We start from the raw sequence: 23,152 nt of genomic DNA on the forward strand, positions 1-23,152 counted from the left end.
AAGAATGAAGAAAATGAAATTTAGGTATTATTTATTATTGATACTTCCGATGTTGTTACTGCACCTCTTTGCGGGGTGCAGCGATGACTCAGGGGGAGGAAATGGAGAGCCGGTGCCGTCGCCCGGCAAAATCGGTAATGAGGTGGTGGTTTATGAGGCCAATCCGAAAATTTTTGCACGGACTAATGCTTTGAATGCCATTTCTGCGCGATTGGATGAAATTAAGTCGTTGGGAGTAAATGTGTTATGGCTGATGCCTGTCTATGAACAAGGAGTAAAAGATGCCGTCGGTTCACCCTACTGCGTGAAAGATTATAAAAAGCTGAATGCCGACTATGGAACGGTAGACGATTTGAAATCTTTGGTTACGCAAGCGCATGAAAAAGGTATGCGTGTCATTCTGGACTGGGTAGCCAATCACACCTCCTGGGATAATGCCTGGATACAGAATAAATCATGGTACACACAAGATGCAGGAGGCAACATAATCTCCCCTGAAGGTATGGGTTGGGCAGATGTGGCTGATTTGAATTATAATAATCAGGAGATGCGTGAAGCTATGCTGGAAGCCATGAAGTATTGGATAGAAACTGTAGATGCCGATGGGTATCGTTGTGACTATGCCGAGGGAGTGCCTGATGATTTTTGGAAACAGGCTATTGATGAATTGAAGGTGATAAAAGGCGATGACTTGCTGATGCTTGCAGAAGGAGGTACGGCAACGTTGTTTACTGATGGATTTGACTTGGTTTACGGATGGAACTTCATTTCGAAATTACAGGATGTATTTGCCGGAAAAGCCACCCTGACAACATTGTATGAAGTGCATGAGCAGGAATATCAGGGAGTACCCGAAGGAAAACAACGGCTACGTTATTCTACTAATCACGATTTGGCGTCCGAGAAGTCACCGTTACAGGTGTATAAAAGTGAACGCGGTGCAATGGCTGCTTTTGTCATTGCGAGCATGATGGGAGGAACACCGCTTATCTATAGTTCACAAGAAATAGCCTATCCTCAATCGCTTTCCTTTTTCGACTACAGGCTGATGGATTGGGACTCCAATCCCGCTTATCTGAGTGAATATAAGCAACTGATGAAAATCTATCAATCTTCCGCTTCTTTGCGGGAAGGAAATTTGAAAACGTACGGAACAGGGAAGGTAGCTTCTTTTTACCGGGCGAATGGAGAAAAGGGATTGTTTGTGGTCGTAAATACCGCTGATGAGCTTTTGACAATAAAGACGCCGATAGAGCGCGCAGGTGAACGTATGAAGAATTTGCTGAATAATGAAGAAATAACGCTTCCCGCAACTTTGACTTTGGAAGCTTATCAATATTATATTTGGGAAAAAGAATAAACGCTATGAGAATAAAGGATATACTGTTTTCAATAGGGTTGTTACTATTGTTCTATGCATGTGGTGGTACTAAACAACCATTCAGGAATATAGTAGATGGAGTACCTGCTCCTGAAGATGTAGTGATGTATCAGGTGAATCCTCGCGTCTTTGCACCCGCCGCATCTTTCAAGGTAATAGGGGAGTATTTAGATTCCATTCGTAGGTTGGGAGTGAATGTGGTATGGTTTATGCCTATTAATGAAGTAGGAAAAGAAAAATCTGTCAATTCACCTTATTGCGTGAAGGATTACAAATCTGTAAATCCGGAATTTGGCACAATGGAGGATTTCAGGCATCTGATCGGTCAATGTCATGATAAGGGGATGAGCGTTATCATTGACTGGGTAGCTAACCATACTTCTTGGGATAACGCCTGGATGGAACATAAAGACTGGTATACACAGGATGATGAAGGAAAAGTGGTTTCTCCTGCCAATACGGGTTGGAAAGATGTTGCCGATCTGAATTTCGACAATCAAGAGATGCGTCTTGCCATGATTGATGCCATGAAGTTTTGGGTAGATAGTGTAGGAATAGATGGCTTTCGTTGCGATGCGGCCGATTTTGTTCCGTATGATTTCTGGAAACAGGCCCTAGACTCGCTTCGTGCCATTCCGGGGCATTCTTTACTGATGTTGGCCGAAGGAAAGAGGAAAGACCATTTTACTGCCGGTTTTGATATGAACTACGCGTGGGATTTTTTAGAAGGAACTCGTGATGTATTCCGAAAAGATACTTGTGCTTCTACATTGTTTGATATAGACCGTGCGGAATACGACTCGCTTTCTGCCGGAAAGATAAAGCTCCGTTTTACTACCAATCATGATGAGATGGCTAAGAGGTCTCCCATAAAAGAGTTTGGCAATGAACGTGGTGCGATGGCTGCATTTGTTCTGTCTACGTATTTGCATGGCGGTGCTTTGATTTATGGTTCACAGGAAGTGGGTTATCCTGAACGGATAGATTTTTTTCATTATTGTCCAGTAGACTGGAAAGCGGAACCTGCTTTGAGGGAAGAGTTCAAAACATTGGTTCGGCTTTATAATGAATATCCTGCTATTCGTAAAGGTAACCTGAAGACTTATCCGGATTGTAACGTATTGGTATTTGAGAAAGAATTGGATGAAGAGTGTTTTCTCGTATTGGTAAATGTACGGAATAGTAATCAGACTGTTTCATTGCCGGAAGCATACAAGGGAAGTTCTGCCAGAAATATATATACGAATGAATCGGTAGAACTGACAGATACACTGACTTTGGTGCCTTATGAATATAAGATTCTCGAAATAAATCATTAAAATTGAACAAACCATGATAAGAATAACGATTTTAGGCCTGTTGCTATGGCTCGTACCGCAAATGTTTGCCCAACCATTGACTTCACCGGATGGAAATTTGCAGTTACACTTCCAGCTGGATAAAGGTGTACCTGTCTATCAGCTTGAGTATAAAGGTAAGAAAGTCATTGCTTCAAGCCGTTTGGGACTGGAAATGGAGGAAGCTTCCTTGGCGGATGGTTTTTCACAAGTGGATACAAAGAATATTTCTTTTGACGAAACCTGGGTACCGGTTTGGGGAGAATACAGCCGTATACGCAATCAGTACAACGAGATGGCTGTTACTCTGGTACAGAGAGAAAATAAAAATCACACCGTACTGCTTCGATTCCGCTTGTTCAACGACGGATTGGGTTTTCGTTATGAACTTCCCGAACAGGAAAGTATGAACTATCTGACGGTGAAGGAAGAATGTACAGAGTTTAACCTGACGGGTAACCATAAAACTTTCTGTATTCCGGGAGATTATGATACGAATGAGTTTGCCTATACCACAGCTCCATTGTCGGAGATAAGGGAAGGAATGGAAAAAAATCTTCGGAAAAAAGGATATGAGTCACGGGCAACTTCGTTTACGGTGCAGACTCCACTTATGATGAAAACGGTTGACGGACTTTATATCAATATACATGAGGCTGCTTTGGTGGATTATTCTGGTATGTTGCTGAACGTAGATGATAAGGCTTTCCGTCTCAGCGCCCATCTTACTCCCGATAAATTGGGTCGGAAGGGATATCTGCAATTACCGTGTCACACTCCTTGGAGAACGGTTATTGTCAGCGATGATGCCAGGGATATTCTCGCTTCCCAATTGATTTTGAACCTGAACGAGCCGTGCCGGTTTGAAGATACTTCCTGGATCAAACCCCAGAAATTTGTCGGTGTGTGGTGGGAAATGTTTACCGGTCAGGGCAGAACATGGGCATATAGTGATTATTATAAAGCCAAACCCGGTGTTACAGATTATACTGCGTTGACTCCCAACGGCCGCCATGCAGCCAATACCGCCCATGTAAAGGAATATATCGATTTTGCTGCGGAAAATGACATTGATGCCGTTCTTGTGGAAGGCTGGAATGAGGGTTGGGAAGACTGGGCTTCGTATCGTAAAGATCGCCAGTTCTTGTTTACTAAACCTTATCCCGATTTTGACATTAAAGAATTACAGCGTTATGCTTCTGCTAAAGGTGTACGTATCATGATGCACCATGAAACTTCTGCCAATGCGGCCGACTATGAACGGCAGTTGGAAGGTGCCTTCCAATACATGGTGGACAACGGCTATAATTCGGTGAAGACCGGGTATGTGGGCTATATCATTCCACGAAGTGAATATCATTCTTCACAATGGATGAATAATCATTATATCCATGTGGCAAAGCGTGCGGCGGAATATAAGATTATGATAGATAGCCATGAAGCGGTACGTCCTACCGGTTTGTGCCGCACTTATCCCAATTGGCTTGCTCAAGAGTCTGCCCGTGGCGGGGAGTTTGAATCAATGGGAGGGAATGATCCCGACCATACTACCATTCTTCCCTTTACCCGCTTGAAAGGTGGACCGATGGATTATACGCCGGGTATCTTTGAAACTCGTTTAAGCTATTATGGTGACGGAAAGAAAAATGAACGCGTGCATACTACATTGGCAAAACAGCTGGCTTTGTATCTGACCATGCCAAGCCCGTTGCAAATGGCTGCAGACCTACCTTCCAACTATCGTCGTTTTATGGACGCTTTCCAATTTATCAAAGAAGTTCCGGTAGATTGGGCGGATAGCCGTTATCTTGAAGCTGAACCGGGAGACTATATTACAGTTGCCCGCAAGGCCAAAGACCGTGATGAATGGTTTATAGGAGCAATCACCGATGAAAATGCCCGTACAGCGGTTATTCCTTTCGATTATCTCCCTGCTGGAAAGAGATACATCGCCACTATCTATGAGGATGGTAAAGATGCCGACTGGGATACTAACCCACAAAGTTATCGTATCCGTAAGGTGATAGTAACCAATAAGAGTATTTTGAAACAAAAGCTGGCCCGTAGTGGCGGGGTAGCTATTAGCCTGAAAGAAACCACGAAAGAGGAACTCAAGGGTTTGAAAGAAATTAAGTGAAGGAAATTTTCCTGCATTTAATATTAAAGTTAACAATAGGGGAAGCACGGGCCGGGAGGTTCGTGCTTTTTTATACCCGATTATTGTCTTTTCTTTTTTTCAGCTATTGAGGAATAGAAAGAATGAAAGAATCTGTCAAGTGGAATTTGAATTTATTAACAAAAAAAATTATCTTCTTCTTTAGGGATTGAGACTTATAACCTGTTTTATATAAAGGAAACACTGTTATTTAACCTGACACTTCAAACTTAAAATATAAATGCGATGAAGAAATTTCTTTTACCACTGTTTTTACTGTTGTTTTTATCAGTAGGTGTATGTTCGTGCCGGCAGCAAGCGAATGAAACTATAAAGGTATATCCAATGTTCTGGACATGGCTGGACTATCGTCCCGGCATGAATTTCGATTCTATTTGCGGAGTGATGAATGAACTGGGCATGGAAGGTGTTTTGCTGAATGCACCTACGCCCGATGATTACCGAGTAGCGATACCTATTGCTCATAAACATGACATTGAAGTGTATGCATGGTTGTGGACTATGAATTTGGAACACGACCGTGACCGGATATTGAAAGAACATCCTGAATGGTTTAGTGTGAACCGGAATGGAAAAAGTTTGGCCGACACTACAGCTTACGTAGATTATTATAAATTTCTTTGCCCTGCATTGCCTGAAGTACGGGAGTTTATCAAAGATAAAATAAAATCCTATTGTGAGGTGGAAGGATTGAATGGGATTGCTATAGACTATCATCGCTTTGTCGATGTGGTACTTCCTACTACTTTGTGGCCTCATTATGATATTGTTCAGAATCGTGAATATGCAGCATGGGACTATGGTTATCATCCTGCCATGCTTGAAAAATTCAAGGAGCAATATGGCTATGACCCTCGCGAACAAAAAGATCCTTCACTCGATATGAATTGGCGTCAGTTCCGTTGTGATCAGATTACTGAAGTTGCCAATATGATTGCTGGAGTAGTACATTCTTATGGAAAAATGATGGCTGCCTCGCCGTTTCCGACTCCGAAAATGGCTTCGCGTATGGTACGCCAGGATTGGGGTAAATGGGATCTGGATATTGTATTCCCGATGGTTTATCATACATTCTATACCGAAGATGTCAGTTTCATTTCAGACTGTACGGTTGAGAATGTACGAGATAAGAATAAACGTACGATCTTGTACTGCGGGATGATGGCAACCGATGGACCGGAAATGTTTGAGTGTATGGATGCTGCTTTGGACAATGGAGCGCAGGGTATTTCCGTTTTTACAATAAACGGTTTACGTTCCCCTGAAATAAGGAAACAGTTCAAGACTTATACGGATAGTGTGAAAGCTGTACGTACTACCAATGGCAGATTGATAAAGGTCTCTCATCCGGCTGTAGCCGATGCTGATCCTTTTAAACATGAGGGTGTCATGAAACGGGTGGAACGACGTATGCAGCAGATTATAGCTGGGACGGCAGGAGAAGAAGGGCTTGTCCCGTTGGCGTTGGGTGAATATAGATTGAATGATTATTACGATGCGACCAGGCATTATCAGGTAGTGGATAATAATAGTGGAACTGCCTTTGATGTTACTTTCTATTTCTATGGGGACGTATTGTCTGGATGGGATGTTACGAAGGCAAGGCAGGAGTCAAAGCAATTATGTATAAAAAAGATAAGGTGTTCCGCTACTCCCGAAGCCGATATGGTTCCTTCCTTACTGGATAAAAACAATATAGAATTTCATCCTATTGATGTGGTCAATTGGAAAGATTTTCCATATAAACCGGAAGTCAGTTTCCGTATTGCCCATACCGGTAAATGTATATTACTTCATTATAAAGTGAAAGAAGAGAGTGTACGGGCTATGGCTACCGGAGATAACGGTCAGGTATGGGAAGATGCTTGCGTGGAATTCTTTGTATCGCCAATGTCGGATAGTTGTTATTATAATTTAGAATGTAACTGTATCGGCAAGTTGTTAATTCAGGGTGGTCCTTTAAATAACCGTCCGTTGGCAAGTAAGCAGATATTGAATGCGGTGAAACGCTGGAGTTCGTTGGGGAATAGATCTTTTGAAGAACGCGCCGGGGAATGTGATTGGGAACTGGCGCTGGTAATACCTATTTCGACTTTCTTTTTGCATTCATTGGATACACTGGATGGAAAAACGATGAGAGGAAACTTTTATAAGTGTGGCGATAAATTGCAAACCCCTCATTATCTTTCGTGGAGTTCCATTGGTTTGGAACGTCCCATGTTTCATTGTCCGGATTATTTTGGGACGCTTTTTTTTGAATAATTCAGAGAGAATAGTTTTTCGTGGTATGACTTATTCAGCTGATTGCAGCGGAATTATGTGTTTTTTTCATACCTTTGCGCTCCAAAAGATAGAATTTGAAGAAAGTATATGATTACCATTGAACAACTGAAAGATATCAAGGAGCGTACCGAAGCGTTGAATCGCTATCTGGACATCGAAGGAAAGAAAATTCAAGTCGAAGAAGAGCAGTTGCGTACTCAGGCACCCGGCTTTTGGGATGACCAGAAGAGTGCTGAAGCCCAAATGAAGAAGGTGAAAGGTTTGCAGCAATGGATTTCCGGTTACAATGAAGTCAAGACCATGGCGGATGAACTGCAACTTGCGTTTGATTTCTATAAGGATGAATTGGTGACGGAAGAAGAGGTGGACGAGGCTTATGCAAAAGCATCTACTGCTGTAGAGGCTCTAGAACTTAAGAATATGCTTCGTGAAGAAGCTGATCAGATGGATTGTGTGTTGAAGATCAATTCCGGTGCCGGTGGTACAGAAAGCCAGGACTGGGCAAGCATGTTGATGCGGATGTATGTGCGCTATGCCGAAACTCACGGATACAAAGCAACCATTTCCAACTTGCAAGAAGGTGATGAAGCCGGTATAAAGACTTGTACCATTGAGATTGCCGGAGATTATGCTTATGGTTATTTGAAAGGTGAAAACGGTGTGCATCGTTTGGTACGTGTGTCTCCTTATAATGCACAGGGTAAACGCATGACTTCTTTTGCTTCTGTTTTCGTGACTCCGCTGGTGGATGATACGATTGAAGTAAACATCAACGTAGCCAATATCTCATGGGATACTTTTCGTTCCAGTGGAGCCGGTGGACAGAACGTTAATAAGGTTGAGTCCGGTGTTCGTTTGCGCTATCAGTTCAAAGACCCTTATACCGGTGAAGAGGAGGAAATTCTGATTGAAAATACCGAGACGCGTGACCAGCCTAAAAATCGAGAAAATGCAATGCGCCAGTTGCGTTCTATCTTATATGATAAAGAACTCCAGCACCGTATGGCAGAGCAGGCGAAGATAGAAGCTGGTAAAAAGAAAATCGAATGGGGTTCACAGATACGTAGCTACGTATTTGATGACCGTCGTGTGAAAGATCATCGTACCAATTTCCAGACTTCGGATGTGAATGGAGTAATGGACGGGAAGATTGATGGCTTTGTCAAAGCTTATCTGATGGAGTTTGCCGGAAATGGCGAATAAATAATCATCTTATAAATATATCCTCGGGAGATACCTGTTTTTCTTCCGGGGATTTTTTCTTTTCGAAATACTTGGAAACTTCCTGAATTTCCTTTTACTTTGTTTGTCGTTGAACTTTAAACTATAAAAATACCATGGGAAAGAGTAAAAAGAAAGTAATGCACAGCCGTAAAGAGGAGCAACAAGCAAAGAAAGTTTTATTGATTATTGGAATTGCTGCTTTGATATTAGTATTTGCTATGTTAATAGGATATTCCTTCTTAGGCAAATAAAAACATTTTATGTCTCAGGAAATAGAGAGGAAGTTTCTAATAAAAGGAGAATATAAATCACAAGTTTATTCCCAAAGTCGTATTGTGCAGGGTTATATCTGTAGTGCACGGGGGAGGACTGTACGGATACGTATCCGTGACGGAAAGGGATATCTGACTATTAAGGGAGCATCCAATGCTTCGGGTACCAGCCGCTATGAATGGGAAAGGGAAATTCCTCTCAATGAGGCGGAAGAATTGATGAAGATATGTGAGCCGGGAGTGATTGATAAAACACGTTATCTGGTGCGTAGTGGTAAACATGTTTTTGAGATAGATGAGTTCTATGGAGAGAACGAGGGACTTGTTGTCGCTGAGGTAGAGCTCGCTTCAGAAGATGAGGCTTTTGAAAAGCCCGGTTTCATAGGGCAGGAAGTAACGGGGGATATTCGTTACTACAATTCGCAACTAATGTTACACCCTTATAAAAGTTGGCTGTAAGAGGTTAACAAAAAGGCCGGAACATAAAATATGTTCCGGCCTTTTTGTTAATTGTGAATATTTCTATTTTAGTTATTAATCTTCGTTGATTGTACAGATGCTGACGCGGTTCCAATCTGGTTCTTCAAACATGTTACCTACACCTTGACCTTCTGCAGTGATACGGTTGGCAGCGATTTTATATCTGTTGATAAGCATGTTTTTGACAGATTCTGCACGTTGTTTTGCAATACGAGCATTTACATCAGCGTTACCTTCTGGAGAAGCATAACCCTTGATAGATACGGTAGCTTTGTTATGGTGCTTCAGGTAAGTAGCGATACGTTCAACGTTAGGAGTCTGAGAAGATTCTACTGCAGTACCACCTTGACGGAAAGTAACTACTGATTCCAATGTTTTCTTGTTGATGGTATTTGTTTCAGTAATTACTTTCGGAGCTTGGTTTTTACAGTCATTTAAAGCTTGTTCCAAGCTGGCAGCTTTTTGATTGACATCATTCAATGCATTCTTCAATGCTGCTTCATTCTTATCAGCTTCTTGACGCAAGTTATTGATTTGATTGTTCAGAGCGTCGATTTCAGACTGATTATATGGTTTTACAGTTGTGAAATAATGTTTACCATTACTGCTCTTGAAGTGGTATTTCAAACCTGCCATAAATTCCCATGCGCCATTGTTGGCATTGAACATAACGTTCTTGGTACCTTTTTCATTCATGTCGTAAACCAAAGCCGGTTTGAACGCAATAGTCCATGCCTTTGATTCACCCAAATTGAAATTGAAGTTAAGACCGAATTTACTGGACATTGAATTACCATAACCTGCACAGTAGTGCATCCAGCCGATACCTGCTACCGTTTCAACTTCAAATAGTCTCGGCTCACCGTTATAACCACAGAACATATTGCTGATATTCAATGTGTTTAACAAACTAAAATTCAAAGCATCGAATGCAGTTTTAGAGTAGGCGCTTTTATTAGTACCTATAACATCGTTCGTATTGATATACCCTGTCATTTCCAAACCTAAACCTACTATCGGAGTAAGTTGTTTGTTCAGGCCGATACCCATACCTGCACACATGTTTTTAAAGAATGTTCTGTGAGCGAGTGGAGTAGTTCCACCAACATTAAATCCTATAGACCAGTTGTCTGTAAATTTGTTTCCTTCTACGGCATTTTGTGCATTAGCGGCTACAACAACCATGCACATTAATAAACTTACAATAATCTTTTTCATTTTTTTGTTTGTTTTAAAAATTTGGGGTGCAAAAATATATAAATAATCGTATAATGGTCACTTGTATCGATAAAATCTGATAAAAAGATTAAATATTCCTACATAATGAACAATATTTGTTATATTTGTCTTCATGAATCAGAAGATATGGAAAAGATATACGAATACTTACCGGAAGAACTCGTCACATTTATTTTGGTGACTATATTTTCTTTACTGATTGGCCTCTCATTGCGGCGAATCAGTCTGAAACGTGAAGGGGAAACCACTCTTTTCGGAACGGATCGTACATTTACTTTTATTGGTATTTTAGGATATCTTCTCTATATTCTTGATCCCGTGGACTATCGTCTTTTTATGGGAGGAGGAGCCATTCTAGGTTTATTGTTGGCACTGAATTATTATGTCAAGCAGTCTCAATTTCATGTATTCGGGGTTACAACAATCGTTATCGCTCTCATTACATATTGTATTGCTCCCATCGTGGCAACACAGCCATCTTGGTTTTATGTTATGGTAATTGTCACTGTTTTGCTTTTTACAGAACTGAAACATACGTTTACCGAGTTGGCGCAGCGAATGAAGAATGATGAAATGATTACGCTTGCCAAGTTTCTTGCTATTAGTGGTATCATACTTCCGATGTTGCCCAATAAGGATTTGATACCGGGTATTCACTTAACTCCTTATAGTATTTGGTTGGCGACTGTTGTTGTTTCAGGCATTTCTTATTTGTCTTATTTATTAAAAAGATATGTGTTTCGTGAATCCGGTATTTTGGTTTCGGGCATTGTTGGTGGTCTATATAGTAGTACAGCTACTATATCCGTGTTGGCACGCAAAAGTCGAAAAGTATCTGCTCAGGAGGCTCCTGAATATGTTGCTGCCATGTTGATGGCAGTCAGTATGATGTTTCTTCGCTTTTTGATTTTGATAGGTATTTTTAGTGTAGATACTTTGCTTTCTATTTATCCCTATTTACTTATTATGTCTGCGGTAACTGCCGGAATAGCTTGGTTTCTGCATTCTAAGTGGAGACGACCTACTACGGCAGGAGCAGCGGAAGAGGATGAAGACGGTAGTAATCCGTTGGAATTTAAAGTAGCCCTGATTTTTGCCGTTTTATTTGTTGTATTTACGATTGCCACACATTATACATTAATATATGCCGGTAGGGGAGGATTGACGTTGTTGTCTTTCGTTTCCGGTATCAGTGATATCACGCCCTTTATTTTGAACTTACTGCAAGGTACAAATAATGTGGCTGTTTCCGTAATAACCGCTTGCAGCATGCAGGCAATCGTTAGTAATATTGTTGTAAACATGTGCTATGCATTCTTTTTTTCAGGTAGCCAGAGTCCTTTGCGTAGATGGATATTACGTGGATTTGGTTGTGTGATAGCGATGAATATTTTTCTGTTACTTTTCTTTTATTTCTTATAAAAAGGTACTCTTTTGCTTTTTTAACTCCGAAATTCTCGTAATCCTTATAAAATACGATACTTTTGTCGAATTATTGTAACAAAATAGACATATCAATCGTCTAATACAAGAACAATAAACAGGAATAGTCATTAAAATGAGAAAACACAATGAGAATTAAATGGATTTTGTTGCTGGGCATGTTAATTTTATCTGGCCTGGCAGTAGCACAAAACACGGCAAACTCCACCTTTCAAGTGAAAGGTGTTTTGCTTGATTCGCTCACTCAGGAAAGCGAGCCTTACGCCACTATCAAGATTGCTAAAAAACATGCTCCGGCGCGGGCTGTCAAGATGTTGGTAACGGATATGAAAGGTAAATTTCAGGAAAAGGTACCGGGAACTGGTGATTTTGTGATGACAATATCTTCTGTAGGGCGGAATAATATCGTGAAGAATTTTTCTGTAAAAACAGGAGGTCAGTTGGTGGATTTCGGTACTTTGTATATTACGGATGCATCCAACGAACTGGGACAAGTTGAAGTAGTAGCCCAAAAACCCTTGGTAAAAGTAGATGTGGATAAGATTGAATATAATATAGAAGATGATCCCGACTCCAAAACAAACACCGTCATAGAGATGCTTCGTAAAGTTCCGTTGGTAACGGTGGATGGTGAAGACAATATTCAGGTGAACGGTAGTAGTAGTTTTAAGATACATGTCAATGGGAAACCTAACAATATGATGAGTAACAATCCGAAGGAAGTACTTAAGAGTATGCCTGCTAATACCATTAAATATATAGAGGTTATCACTTCACCGGGAGCGAAGTATGATGCCGAGGGTGTGGGAGGTATTCTTAATATTGTGACTGTTGGTAGCGGATTTGAAGGATATACCGCTACATTCAGTGCCCGTGCCAGTAATATGGGATTGGGAGGCGGTGCCTATGCTACCATCAAACAAGGTAAACTTACGTTGACGGGAAACTACAATTATAGTTACAATAATCAACCTACCAGTTATTCGGACAGTTATCGTGAGGATTATACCTCTACCGACCAAAAATATCTGGAATCTACTAGTTCATCGGATTATAGCGGACAATTTCAGCACGGTAATGTGGAAGCCAGTTACGAGATAGACACCCTGCGACTTATCACCATGTCCATAGGTATGTATGGTGGTGGAAACGACAATGATTCGGAAGGAAACACTGAAATGTGGAATGAGGCACGAGATAAAAAGGCATATAGCTATCGTACCTCGACTACGGGCGATGGTTCGTGGTATTCTATCCGTGGAAATATTGATTACCAGCGTGTATCAAAGAAAAATAAGGATCGTATGCTTACCTTGTCCTACAAGATCAATACTCAACCTCAGGAGAGCGATAACTTCAATCGGTATTTAGACCGCTATCAGGTACCTGAAGCTTTCTTACTCTATAACTCGCATACTTTCGGTAAGACCAATACTACGGAGCATACTTTCCAGGTTGATTACACGACGCCTATAGGCAAATTGCATACTATAGAGACTGGTATGAAGTATATTATTCGTAATAATATTAGTGAGAATAATTTTGAGGAAGACAAGAGTAGTGATGGAAATGGTAATTATGAATACAATAAAGACCGTAGTAGTAATTACAAGCATCTGAATGATATTCTGGCTGCTTATCTGGGCTATACGTTACGCTACAAGGATTTCACTTTCAAGCCAGGAGTACGTTTTGAACACACGGCACAAGATGTACGTTATATCGTTGGTGCGGGAGAAGACTTCAAAGTAGATTATAACGATGTGGTACCTTCCGTATCCATGGGGATTAAATTGGGCAAAACGCAAACATTACGTGGAGGATACGATATGCGTATTTATCGGCCGGGTATCTGGTATCTGAATCCTTATTTTGATGACAGAAATCCGATGTTCATCACTCAAGGTAACTCGGAACTGGAGAGTGAGAAGAGTCATGCATTCAATTTGAGTTATAGTAGTTTTACAGCTAAGTTTAACGTTAATGTAGCATTGCGTCATTCCTTCAATAATAATGGAATAGAGCGTGTGAGCCACCTGATAGGTGAAAATGGTGAGTATTTCGGTGCCGACAATATGCATTTTGCTCCCGAAGGCGCTCTTTACAGTACATATGAAAATATAGGTAAGAGCCGTAATACTAACTTGAGCTTATATCTCAACTGGAATGCATCACCCAAGACACGTATTTATGTTAATGGCCGTGGTAGTTATTCGGATATTAAAAGTCCATCACAGAATTTGCACAACTATGGCTGGCAGGGCTCTATGTATGGCGGTGTTCAGCATACTTTCCCGTGGAAACTGCGGGCTAGCTTGAATGCCGGTGGAAGTACACCTTATATTTCTCTGCAAGGAAAGGGTAGTGGTTACTATTATTATAGCCTGAGTGTAAATCGTTCTTTCCTCAAAGACCGTTTAACAGTGAGTGCTTATGCTTCGAACCTGTTCTCTAAGTATATCAACTTCGATAATACGACTTTCGGTCAGAACTTTTATTCTACCAGTAAGAGCCGTTATCCTAACCGTTCTTTCGGAATGAGTATCAGTTATCGCATTGGTGAGTTGAAAGCAAGTGTGAAAAAAGCGGCGCGTTCCATCAATAATGATGATGTAAAAGGCGGCAGTGGAGAAGGAGGCGGAAGTACCCCGCAATAACTCCGGTTAATACTTTATTTAGAACTAAAGGTTCTATGCCCTCCATGGTGCATAGAACCTTTAGTTCTAAATAAAACCTTAAGTTTTATCCTTTTTTGTAAATCCCAGCTTTTCCAGTCCTTTTTGTACATCCGGATGGCTCATAAAAAGATTCCAGAGAAGTCCGGTACGATAATTTTCAATCATTACAGCAATCGGTCCCTGATCAATGGCGAGGTAACGTTGTGGATACCAATTATCCGTTTCACTGAAAGCATCGTAAAAACCGTATGGACCGAACACTTTATCTCCCATTTCATAGAGATGGCGCATCACTTGTAGTGAATATTCCGGTGTGTAGACAATGGATGATAAAGCGGCGGTAGGTGAAATGACACCTTGATCGTCACGCTCGTTGGGAGCATGCGCGGCATATCCGTTTACTGAATAGCTGGCGGTTAGCCCCCAACAGTCAGCACCGAAACCTTTGTAGTGTTTGGGATTTCGTATGCAGTATGCACGGTTTACAAGTGTCAAGTTACGCATCTCTTCGAAGTAACTGGGGCAGTACTCATCCTTCAATCCGGTGGGGTTAAGACCGAGAAAAGAATACTGTGCCCAAAACAGCGGACCTGCCTTTGTGCCTTGATAGCGCAGATGTAATTCAATGTCTTCCACCTTATGAGGATCTACGATGGCACCATTTTGAGCCCATCCGTCATGATAGACGGAGGCAGGAACGCTATGAGTAGGTGATGCGGCAGCAAGTATGTACATAATGAGACATTCGTTGTAACCATGTACGGGGAAATTCATTTCCCATCCATACTCAGGACTCCAATGCCAATAGAGTACATTCTGGTTTCCTTGACGATAGAAGTTCCAAACTACTTCACGCCACAACTTGTCAATACGTGTGCTAAGAGCCTTCTCTCGTTCACTGCCGTTGGCGTAATATTGATGGACGGCAAGTAACGCCTGCATAATGAAAGCTGTTTCTACCAGGTCGCCACCATTATCCATCTTTCCGAAAGGTTTCACTTTGCCGGTATCACCATACCACCAATGGGGATAAGCTCCATGAAAACGGTCGGCTGTTTCAAGGAAGGAGATAATACGTTCCATACGTTCCAACCCTTCTTCACGAGTTACATAACCGCGGTCTATACCGGCAAGTATTGCCATAATGCCGAAACCGCTACCGCCGGAGGTTATAACATTTTGATCGTTCTCAGGATAATCGCCATCCATATGGATACGTTCCCGTGCCAATCCACTATTAGGCTCGGCGCCTTCCCAAAAGTAATTGAAGGTACGGCGTTGAACGGTGTCCATCAAGGCATCATCGTCTAGTGTATACTTTGAGCTCTCTATACCGGTTTTCTTTTGCTTGCAAGCCCCGGCAAGGAGTAGCAAAAAGAGGAACGGAATATATAATTTTAATTCTTTCATATAATGTGGGTATAAGTTAAATGAAACATCACGATACGTTGAATGGCTACGTACCGTAGAGATGGATGTTGCTCAAGAAGATTGGCTTACTTATACCATGAGTATGATTTGCCTTACAAATCATTCTCATAGGGTATACAACACAGAGTATTTACTTCAGTGTCAACCGCGCTGTCTTCTTGGCCTGACTACTGCCACCGATAAAAATGTCAAATTCTCCCGATTCGGCTACATGATTTAAATCGTAGTCATAGAAACGTAACAGCTCTGGAGTAATTTTGAAGGAAACTGTCTTGCTTTCACCGGCACGGAGAAATATTTTTTCGAAACCTTTCAGTTCGCGTACCGGGCGGGTAATACTTCCCACAAGGTCATGGATATAAAGCTGTACTACTTCCGCTCCGTCACGTTTCCCTGTGTTGGTAACAGTGACTACGGCAGTGATGGAACCGTTCTGATCCATTGTCGGGGTACTTAGTGCGATGTCACTGTATTGGAAAGTTGTATACGACAAACCATATCCGAAAGGATACAATGGGGCGTTGTCCACATCCAGATAATTACTGCGGAATTTCTCAAACCACTTCCCTTCTTTCAACGGGCGTCCTGTATTTTTGTGATTATAAAACAAAGGTATCTGCCCTACATTTTTCGGAAAGGTCATCGTCAACTTACCGCTCGGATTTACGTCACCGAACAGTACATCGCCGATTGCGTAAGCAGCTTCGCTTCCTCCGAACCACACATTCAGAATGGCAGGTACATTCTTCTGCTCCCAAGTCAGAGTCAGTGGGCGACCTGTGAAGAGTGTCAACACTACCGGTTTGCCGGTCTTCAGTAACGTTTCCAACAGAGTACGCTGTACATCGGGAATAGCCAGTTCGGTACGGCTGGAACTTTCACCGCTCATTTCGGAAGACTCTCCCAATGCGGCTATAATGACGTCCGCTCCGGCTGCTACTTTCAACGCTTCCTCCAGCATTTCCTTATCTGTACGGTTGTCACGATTTAGCGAACGGCCGAATAGGGTGGCGCGTTCCTCATAGGCAGCATCACTAATCAGATTACTGCCTTTGGCGTATGTAATGTTCACTTTACCTGCCATCATCTCTTTTAACCCCTCGTATAGGGAAGGATAATCATTGAGACGTGCAGCCACACTCCATGTGCCCGGCATATTGCTGCGGGTATTACCGAGCGGGCCGATAACGGCGACTGTTCCTTTCTTTTCCAAAGGAAGTACTGGAGTGGCAGGAGAACCCGGCTGTTTCGGTAGGCTGCTGTTCTTCAATAAAACGAAACTTTCCGAGGCAATTTTACGCGCTGCATCGCGATGTTCTTTTGTGAAGATATCGCGTGCCGGACGGTTCTGGTCACAATATTTATATGGATTGTCGAACAGCCCCAATTTGTATTTTGCTTCCAGAATACGGCGGCAAGCGGCATCTAATGTCTTCATGCTGACTTTACCTTGAGTGATGGATTTTTTCAGGGTACCGGCGAAACCTTCGCTTACCATATCCATATCGATCCCGGCGTTGAGGGCACGGGCGGAAACGGTTTGGAGGTCTCCGATACCATGTTCAATCATTTCGGAAATACCGGTAAAATCTGTTACGACAAAGCCTTTAAATCCCCATTGCTTGCGCAATACATCTGTCATCAACCATTTGTTGGCGGTAGCAGGTACGCCGTCTATCTCATTGAAAGAAGCCATCACACTGCCCACACCTGCTTCAATAGCAGCTTCGTAGGGATACATATATTCATTGAACATACGGTTACGGCTCATGTCCACAGTGTTATAATCGCGACCTGCTTCACCGGCTCCATAGAGTGCAAAATGTTTTACACATGCCATGATTTCATCGTTGCGCTTCATCTGATCGGACAGGTTGGTGCCCTGATATCCGTATACCATTGCTTTGGCTATGGCTCCTCCAAGGAATGGATCCTCACCACTACCTTCACTGACACGTCCCCAACGAGGATCGCGGCTGATGTCTACCATCGGACTGAATGTCCATGAAATGCCGTCGGCGCTTGCTTCAATGGCAGCGATACGTGCCGATTTTTCGATGGCGGCCATATCCCATGTACAAGACAGGCCGAGAGGAATGGGGAAAATGGTCTCGTAACCATGTATCACGTCCATACCAAAGAGTAGTGGAATGCCCAGGCGGGAATTTTCTACTGCCAGTTTCTGTACGTCACGTATCTTTGATACTCCTTTCAAGTTGAAAAGTCCTCCGACAAGTCCCTGCTCAATCTTCTTGGCAACATCACTGCTTTTAGCTTGTCCGGTGGTGATTTCTCCTGTTACGGGTAGATTTAGCTGACCTATTTTTTCCTCTACAGTCATCTTCTTCATCAGTGCATCGATGAAACGATCCATGTCTTGCGGAGATTTCTGTGCTTGCATGGTGGCGATACCCATAAAGGTTGCTGCCATGAGAAGGCTTGTCCTTTTGAAAATCTTCTTCATATTATGTATTTTTATCAAATAATAATTTACGTTTTAATATAGTTCCCATTTAGTAATTCGGGTTTTGTACCAATACTCCATTGGACTTATCGATTTCTTCCTGAGGTAACGGTAACAATGCATTCTTATCCTGATAGTTCTTTCCGGCCGCCTGGAGTACTTCTTTAGCAATACCCCAGCGCACCAGATCATAGAAACGGTCAGGTTCCAGAGCAAGCTCTACCCGGCGTTCATGACGGATGGCTTCGCGTAATACATTCTGATCGGTAGAAGTAACCTTCGGTAATATGTCATTATTTGATCCGCGGGCATGTGCACGTACTTGTTCCAGATAGTCGATAGCTTCACCGGAGATACCCTTTTCATTGGCGGCTTCAGCGGCCATCAGTAATACATCGGGATAGCGGATGATACGGATATTTACCCAGAAACCTTCTTTGGTGTACTTCTGGCGTAGTTCGGGTTCTGTATATGCTTTTTTATTGAAGTAAGCACCCATAGCAGTGGAAACAGGAGATTCGCCGTAAGGCTTGTTCGTGTTCTCCGGTGTGATGGGGTCACTGATATTCTTACGAAAATAGAGTAAAGTGGCATCTTTACGGGGATCACCCGGTTCAAAGGCTTTTCCTAAAAGTGCTGTACCCATGTGCCAACCCCAACCTAAGTTCCATTCTCCGGCACCACGTACTCCTTGTACCTGGCAGAACTGGCTACCGATAACATCACTGTTCTTGAGTGCTTCGGTCGACTCGCATTGTAGTTCAAAAATACTTTCTCCGCAATTTTCCCCTTCAACGGTAAATACCTTATCTATTGGTGTATTCAGGTTGTATTTACCCGTTTTTATGACATCGGTAGAGGCATTGTACATATTATCCCAATCATTCCGCATCATGTAAGTGCGGGCATGCAAAGCACGTGCTGCTCCGTATGTGATGCGTCCTGTATACTCTGTAGACCATTCCAGTGGTAAGCATTTTTCCGCTTCTGTCAAGTCTTTGTCGATCTGTTTGTAAATTTTATCTGCCGTTGTTTTGGCAATGTTGGCTTCGGAGGCCTCGTTTATCTTAAAAGTCACTAAGGGTACTTCACCCCATGCACGTACGAGATTGAAATAGCAATATGCGCGGAAGAACAGAGCTTCTCCTTTAGTACGTATATTTTCTAGGTCATCTTTGTTGGCGCTATTCTCCAGATCGTTTAATATGTCATTACATTGGTAAATGATCTTATAATTCTGTCCCCAGTAGGCGGTCAGTGTGCCATTGGATGCGGTGTATTCAAAGTCATCCCACATTGCTGCCTGGTCGGCACCGTCACCGGCGTCACTTCCTTTTTCGGAATCTTCACTACGTACCATGTGTATCATAAATGCGGGAATGCCGGCGGTAATGTTGTAACTGCGCATCAAGTAGTACACATTGTACATCTTTCCGCCTACAAGAGCGTTGGGAGCATCATCTTCGGTGAACTGTCCCAATGGGTCACGGTCCAGGAAGTCATTACAGGATGTCATGGCAAAGGTTGTCAGTATACCTGCTGTCAGAGTTAAAATTTTATTTCTTAATTTCATAATCTTCTTGTTATAAGTTCAATAAAGTGCTATTATTCCATAAGGAAGTCTTGTTCCGGTATTACATCGGTTAGAATGTCAGATTGAAACCGAATGTATAAATTGCCGGCATCGGATAGCTACCGTCATCTACGCCGAATGCAATAGCCGTACCCCCCAATTCAGGAGTATATCCGGTATTATGTTTCCAGGTTTTTAAGTTCTGGATGTTCACGTAGAGTTTCAGTGCCTGCATACCGATTTTGGAAATCAAAGTTTTATCGAAATTATAGGCCAACTGTACATTACGGATCCGGAAGAAACTGCCATCTTCGATGTAATATTCGGAGTTCAAATTATTGATGGTATGTTTGGTATTCAGCAACGGTTGGGTATTGCTTGTACCCGGTCCGTGCCAACGCTCCAGACGTTGTTTCATAAAATTGAACTGGCTCCAGTTATAGTTGTCCCAAGTACGGAATATCTGGTTGCCGGCTTGTCCCATCATGTCGAGACCCAGTTCCCAGTTTTTGTATGTGACTCCCAGAGTGATACCGTATGTCACGTCCGGTGTCGGGTCACCAATCAGGGTACGGTCAGCAGGAGTAATCTCGCCGTTTCCATCTACATCCTTGAACTTCAAGTCGCCTGGTGTAACGGTGGCCAATGTATTCTTGGGAGAATTGTTGATTTCTTCCTGTGTCTGATAGACACCCTCTACTTTGTAACCATAGAAATAGCCGATAGGATATCCCGCCATCGTATAACTTTGACTCTTGTCTCCGGCAATGATGGAATAACCTTCCTGAACAAGGCTCAAGACCTTATTTTTGATGGTGGTAAGGTTGGCTCCTACATTGTATCCCCAATCACCTATTTGGTCACGCCAACTTACAGCGAGTTCCACGCCCTTGTTTTCAATAGAACCAAGATTACCGATACCTGGTACTGTACCTGAGATACCTGGTACTTCAGCCAATAGGTCTTTGGTGGTTTTCTTGTAGTAAACTCCTTCAAAGTGTAAGCGGTTACGCAGAAAGTTTGCTTCTGCTCCTACTTCCCATGCTTCCACTTTTTCCCATCTCAGATGTGGGTTGGGTAGATAAGAAAGTTGATAACCCGGATAAATAGCCGAAGGTTTGCCAAATACGGCAGAGTAAGCATTAGTCAACAAGGGTTCGGCAGGGTAAGCTTTGTCCAGGTTCTGGTTACCGAGTGTACCCCAGGAACCTTTCAGCTTCAACATATCCAGCCAGGTAATATCCTTCATAAATTCTTCTTCTGTCATCAGCCAACCGGCACCGACGGAATAGAAATTCTGCCATTGATTTCCGGTATAAGAGAAAGCCGAAGAACCGTCACGACGATACGATGCATTCAATAGGTATCTACCTTTATAATTATAGAGTACACGTCCTAAGATAGATACAGTACTGCGTTCCCATTGGGTACTCCCGTTAGTGGATGTTGCTGCATCACCGATACTTACATACCATTTGTCGGGATTATTGGGAATAACCAGTCCGACTCCTTGTGTACGGGCAGCGTTCAGATTTTCAAGTTTATTATAATAGGTAGTGAAACCTGCCGTAGCGGTCAGGCTATGGTCGCCCCATGTATTCTGGTAGGTCAGCAGGTAGTCACTTTGCACTTTTGTCTCTGTCTCTTTAGCTTGAGTTACTCCGGTCTTTCCGTCACCCAAAGTCACGATATTGCCTTCTACACTACTATCGAATACCTGGATAATAGGAGTGTAAGTACGTTTACTGTTGGAAGCATAGTCCATGGAATACATCACTTTAGCTTGAAAGTGCTTTAGAAAGTCCCATTGGGCATATACATTTCCGGATGCCCGGTAGTTTTCCGCACGGGTAGTGTTGGCTTTCTTATCAACATCCACCATCGGATTGTTCATTTGTGCCTTCTGGAAATTAGGCAGTGTAGTATATAGACCATATTCTTGGTTGAAAACAGGAGCTACAGGAGCGGCGCGCAAAGCTGTTGCCACACTTTTGGTGTCGGCGGGCAACATGCGTGCACCGTTGAACTGAAAACCTACCTTGAAGTTATCTGTCAACTTATAATCATTACTGACGTTTAACGTAACTTTACTGTATTTCTCGTGTTTGATATTCCCTTGTTCGTAGGCATATCCGGCACCAAGATAGAAACTGTGCTTGGCAGAGGCCCCTGTGACGCTGATATTGTTATTGGTGATAAATCCCGTTTGAAAGATTTCGTCTTGCCAGTTGGTGTTGCCCGTCCAGTCTGTAAAATCGAACTCTGGACTACCTTCATTTCTCAACTGTTCGTTATATAGTTCCTTGAAACCGGTAGCATCTGTTAATGCAATTTTGTTTGTCACGGCTTTAAAACCGAACGAACCGTTGATGTTGACACGTGTCTGTCCTTCCTTCGCTTTTTTAGTGGTAATGATGATGACCCCGTTGGCGCCGCGCACACCGAAGATAGCGAGAGATGAAGGATCTTTCAGGATTTCCATGGACTCTATATCCTGTGGATTTAGGAAATTGATGTTGTCATTGAACAGTCCATCTACCACATACAGCGGTTTATATCCGTTGATGGAGTTGGTACCACGTACACGTATTTCCGGATCGGCACCTGCCTTACCGGAATTAATTACTTGTACACCGGCAATTTTCCCTTGTAGCGCTGATACGGGATTGACTACCGGTTTATTGGCAATTTCATCCCCTTTTATATTCGTGATAGAACCGGTAAGGTCACGCTTTTTGGCGCTACCATAACCGATGACTACCGTTTCGGCAAGCATTTGTGAATCATCTTGCATTTTTACATTGATGATGTTTTGGTTGCCTACTTTGATGGTCTGCTTCACCATACCCACGTATGAGAATTCCAACGTAGTTTCCGGTGGTACTTGGATGGAGTATTTACCATCAATATCGGTGATCACACCGTTATTAGTTCCCTGCTGTAGAACAGATGCACCGATTAGTGGTTCGCCTGTTGCGTCGGTCACCGTACCGGTTACCGTTTTGTTCTGTGAAAATGCAGGCATTGTGACGAGGAGCATACATGCTATCAGAAATAGATTTTTCAGCCATGAGGCTCTCTTCATAGGAAGTCTAGGTTTTTTCTTCATTGCATAAATTTTTAGTGGATAACTAACTTTATTATTTTCACTGAAACAATTTAAATGCAAAA

14 protein-coding genes and 1 pseudogene are annotated in these 23,152 nt (G+C 42.5%); 10 read left to right on the forward strand and 5 right to left on the reverse strand.

What is annotated here, in order from left to right:
* Positions 1-4 precede the first annotated feature (4 nt).
* From C1A09_RS03095 to C1A09_RS03120, 8 genes and pseudogenes are all read left to right on the forward strand, one after another.
* A complete protein-coding gene (locus C1A09_RS03095) occupies positions 5-1,360 on the forward strand; it encodes an alpha-amylase family glycosyl hydrolase (protein ID WP_233519855.1) in 1,356 nt (451 codons plus the stop codon).
* 5 nt (positions 1,361-1,365) lie between these two features.
* Positions 1,366-2,700 (forward strand): alpha-amylase family glycosyl hydrolase, encoded by a 1,335-nt coding sequence (locus tag C1A09_RS03100; protein ID WP_233519856.1) that lies wholly within the window; start codon positions 1,366-1,368, stop codon positions 2,698-2,700.
* Positions 2,701-2,713: 13 nt separating this feature from the next.
* Positions 2,714-4,855 (forward strand): glycoside hydrolase family 97 protein, encoded by a 2,142-nt coding sequence (locus C1A09_RS03105; RefSeq protein ID WP_101542248.1) that lies wholly within the window; start codon positions 2,714-2,716, stop codon positions 4,853-4,855.
* A gap of 264 nt (positions 4,856-5,119) precedes the next feature.
* Positions 5,120-6,496, forward strand: a pseudogene (locus C1A09_RS03110) (family 10 glycosylhydrolase); the annotation flags it as partial.
* Between the two features lie 63 nt (positions 6,497-6,559).
* Positions 6,560-7,156: a carbohydrate-binding family 9-like protein gene (locus C1A09_RS16280; RefSeq protein WP_180949176.1), complete on the forward strand. Its 597-nt coding sequence runs from the start codon at positions 6,560-6,562 to the stop codon at positions 7,154-7,156.
* A 108-nt stretch (positions 7,157-7,264) separates the two neighbouring features.
* Positions 7,265-8,380 (forward strand): peptide chain release factor 2, encoded by a 1,116-nt coding sequence (gene prfB / locus C1A09_RS03115; protein ID WP_101542250.1) that lies wholly within the window; start codon positions 7,265-7,267, stop codon positions 8,378-8,380.
* A 134-nt stretch (positions 8,381-8,514) separates the two neighbouring features.
* Complete coding sequence (locus tag C1A09_RS16285) at positions 8,515-8,652, forward strand: hypothetical protein (protein WP_180949167.1); 138 nt, start codon at positions 8,515-8,517, stop codon at positions 8,650-8,652.
* A gap of 9 nt (positions 8,653-8,661) precedes the next feature.
* On the forward strand, positions 8,662-9,132 hold the full coding sequence (locus C1A09_RS03120; protein ID WP_101542251.1) for a CYTH domain-containing protein: 471 nt from the start codon (positions 8,662-8,664) through the stop codon (positions 9,130-9,132).
* 75 nt (positions 9,133-9,207) lie between these two features.
* Here C1A09_RS03120 and C1A09_RS03125 read toward each other — a convergent pair whose 3' ends face one another.
* Positions 9,208-10,371, reverse strand: a complete 1,164-nt coding sequence (locus tag C1A09_RS03125; protein ID WP_101542252.1) for an OmpA family protein — start codon at positions 10,369-10,371, stop codon at positions 9,208-9,210.
* 147 nt (positions 10,372-10,518) lie between these two features.
* On the opposite strand from C1A09_RS03125, the gene C1A09_RS03130 reads away from it, so the two are divergent.
* On the forward strand, positions 10,519-11,814 hold the full coding sequence (locus C1A09_RS03130) for an MgtC/SapB family protein (protein WP_101542253.1): 1,296 nt from the start codon (positions 10,519-10,521) through the stop codon (positions 11,812-11,814).
* Between the two features lie 149 nt (positions 11,815-11,963).
* Positions 11,964-14,492 carry a TonB-dependent receptor gene (locus C1A09_RS03135; protein ID WP_101542254.1) on the forward strand — a complete coding sequence of 843 codons (2,529 nt, stop codon included), beginning with the start codon at positions 11,964-11,966 and terminating at the stop codon, positions 14,490-14,492.
* 78 nt (positions 14,493-14,570) lie between these two features.
* Here C1A09_RS03135 and C1A09_RS03140 read toward each other — a convergent pair whose 3' ends face one another.
* The 4 genes from C1A09_RS03140 to C1A09_RS03155 all read right to left on the reverse strand — a co-directional run bounded on the left by C1A09_RS03140 (position 14,571) and on the right by C1A09_RS03155 (position 23,090).
* Complete coding sequence (locus tag C1A09_RS03140; protein ID WP_101542255.1) at positions 14,571-15,923, reverse strand: glucoamylase family protein; 1,353 nt, start codon at positions 15,921-15,923, stop codon at positions 14,571-14,573.
* Positions 15,924-16,074: 151 nt separating this feature from the next.
* A complete protein-coding gene (bglX, locus tag C1A09_RS03145; RefSeq protein ID WP_101542256.1) occupies positions 16,075-18,408 on the reverse strand; it encodes a beta-glucosidase BglX in 2,334 nt (777 codons plus the stop codon).
* A 49-nt stretch (positions 18,409-18,457) separates the two neighbouring features.
* Positions 18,458-19,981, reverse strand: a complete 1,524-nt coding sequence (locus C1A09_RS03150; RefSeq protein WP_101542257.1) for a RagB/SusD family nutrient uptake outer membrane protein — start codon at positions 19,979-19,981, stop codon at positions 18,458-18,460.
* Between the two features lie 70 nt (positions 19,982-20,051).
* The gene (locus tag C1A09_RS03155) at positions 20,052-23,090 is read right to left on the reverse strand and encodes a SusC/RagA family TonB-linked outer membrane protein (RefSeq protein WP_101542449.1); all 3,039 of its coding nucleotides are present in this window, start codon (positions 23,088-23,090) and stop codon (positions 20,052-20,054) included.
* Between the last annotated feature and the right edge of the window lie 62 nt (positions 23,091-23,152).

Source organism: Bacteroides cutis (assembly GCF_900241005.1).
Lineage (GTDB): Bacteria > Bacteroidota > Bacteroidia > Bacteroidales > Bacteroidaceae > Bacteroides > Bacteroides cutis.